The organism is Mycolicibacter senuensis (assembly GCF_003284925.1).
GTDB classification, from domain to species: domain Bacteria; phylum Actinomycetota; class Actinomycetes; order Mycobacteriales; family Mycobacteriaceae; genus Mycobacterium; species Mycobacterium algericum_A.
The window spans coordinates 1-1,947 of the sequence record NZ_QMEX01000276.1; the positions used below are offsets into that span (position 1 = coordinate 1).

The 1,947-nt window shown below is 68.1% G+C and carries 2 protein-coding genes; both read right to left on the reverse strand.

Going from position 1 to position 1,947, the window contains the following annotated elements:
* Nucleotides 1-599 (reverse strand): PGRS repeat-containing protein (locus DQP56_RS24940; RefSeq protein WP_353617237.1); only part of this gene is annotated, 599 nt, incomplete at its 3' end.
* Between the two features lie 198 nt (nt 600-797).
* On the reverse strand, nt 798-1,499 hold the full coding sequence (locus DQP56_RS24070) for a DUF1275 family protein (RefSeq protein WP_370493656.1): 702 nt from the start codon (nt 1,497-1,499) through the stop codon (nt 798-800).
* Nucleotides 1,500-1,947: the final 448 nt, after the last annotated feature.

A 1,947-nucleotide genomic window follows, 5' to 3' on the forward strand; every position in this document is an offset into this window, starting at 1 on the left:
CCGTCGCCACCGGAGCCGCCGGCGCCCCCGACACCCATGTACCAGCCGCCGGCCCCGCCGACACCACCGGCGCCGCCCTCGCCCCCGGCGCCGCCGGCGCCGCCGTTGCCGAAGAACCCGGCCGCACCACCTGCGCCACCGACGCCGTTGGCCGCGCTGTTGTCCCAGCCGGCCCCGCCGTCACCGAACAACCAGCCGCCCGCACCACCGGCGGCGGACTCCGCCGTGCCGGCCGTGCCGTCGCCGATCATCAGACCCAGCCCGAACGCTGCACTGAGCTGGTTCAGCCCGTCGACGACCGGCGCCATCCAGGCGCTGCTGACCAAGCCATCGATACCGGTGTACAGCGGGGTGTAGACCCAGTCGTGCATCAACGCCGTCAGGTCCGGGGCGAACAGGCTCGGCTCCGCGGCTGCCGCGCCGGGCAGCAGCCCATCGAAGTCCGGCTGCCCGAAGAACGCCTCCCACGACGCCGGATCGAAGACCGCGGCCCAGTCCGTCCCGCCGGTGGCCTCACCGATCAACGGCGCCGATGCCAGCTCGAACGCGTCGTCGAAGCTCTCGGCGGAGGCGACCGGTACCGCGGCCGGGGCTGTCACGCCGAACGCCAGCAAGGCCCCCGCTGCGGTACCCAGACCGACAACCCGACGATTCCGCTTCGGCCTGGGCTCGCGAGTCATCCTGGGTAGACCTCTTTCCGCGATGGTGGCCGAAACGGGCGCGTTCAACATAACAAGTTGATGGGAATAGCGCTAACGCCACCTGAGAAAACGTGAGGCCCCGAGTTTGGGTGCGACTTATTGGAACAGCTGACGACGGTCGGCGTAGAAAAAGGTGTACACGGTGGTCAGCGCGCAGATCAGGCTGGCGATCGCCAGCATGTAGGTACCACCGGCGACCATCCCGATAGCCCCACCGATCCCGGCGCCGAGCACGAAAAACCCGAACAGCAGAAAGTAGCCCAGCCAGGCGGTGATCTCGTCGACGCCGAGGAGGTGCCGCGCGATGCCCTGGCCCATCTTCACCAGCGTGCCGGTCACATAACTCAGCGGGATCGACACCTCGCCCTTCTTGTCGATGAAGGTTGCGTTCAACGCGCCGATGCCGAACGTCATCAGGACGATCGGGAAGAATGGCAGCGGAAGCTCCGGTCCGCCGAGCAGGAACCCGTCCAGCAGCGTGGCGAGTACCAGTGCCAGCGTAGTCAATACCGTGGTGGAATGCGGTCGGGTCGGCCAGAAGTAGCGCCGGCACAGCGACGCGCTGATCACGCCCGCCACGAAGGCCACCAGCAGCAACGCCGCCGAGAGCGCGAGCCAGGGCGATGACGCGGCCCAGTCGTCCTCGGCGTAGTAGCCCATCACCGCGCGCTGCGCGTTGCCGGTCATGAAGGTGACGAAGTAGCCGGCGGAGTGGGTGAACGCCGTAGCACCCAGCAGCCCCGCCAAACCAGCCAGGACCCAGGACAATTTCGTCTCGCTGTCATAGACCTGGCGGATGCGCAGTTTGGCGGTGGCAGGCGAGTCGGTGCGTTGCTCGCCAGTGCTTTCATCGGGCACCGGGGTGTTTCCTTCCGTCCATATCGGATGTGTTCGCTGCCGTCGCGCTCGGCGTGAAAGCGGCCGTCACCAACCGGAGGCGGAATCAGCTCCGGGCCAGCAGGAATCGGGAAGGATCGACACACCGGGCTCGATGCCGATCCGTTCAGCTCGCGGTCCTTTCGTGGTCGGCGGGCTGTCGTCGATCCGGGTCGGCATCGACGGGTGGGTAAAACCATCGTCCGGGCGCGGACCGGCCCTCGCCAATGGTGTTTGTCACCCATTCGGGGGCGTTTTTTCGTGTAGCCGCCACGCGACGGCGAGGGCCGCCGCGCAGATCCCGAGTGCGTAGATTGGCCTGGTGAACGGCGATCGCAGACCCGGCGGGCCGGGGCGGTCCTGGCAGCGG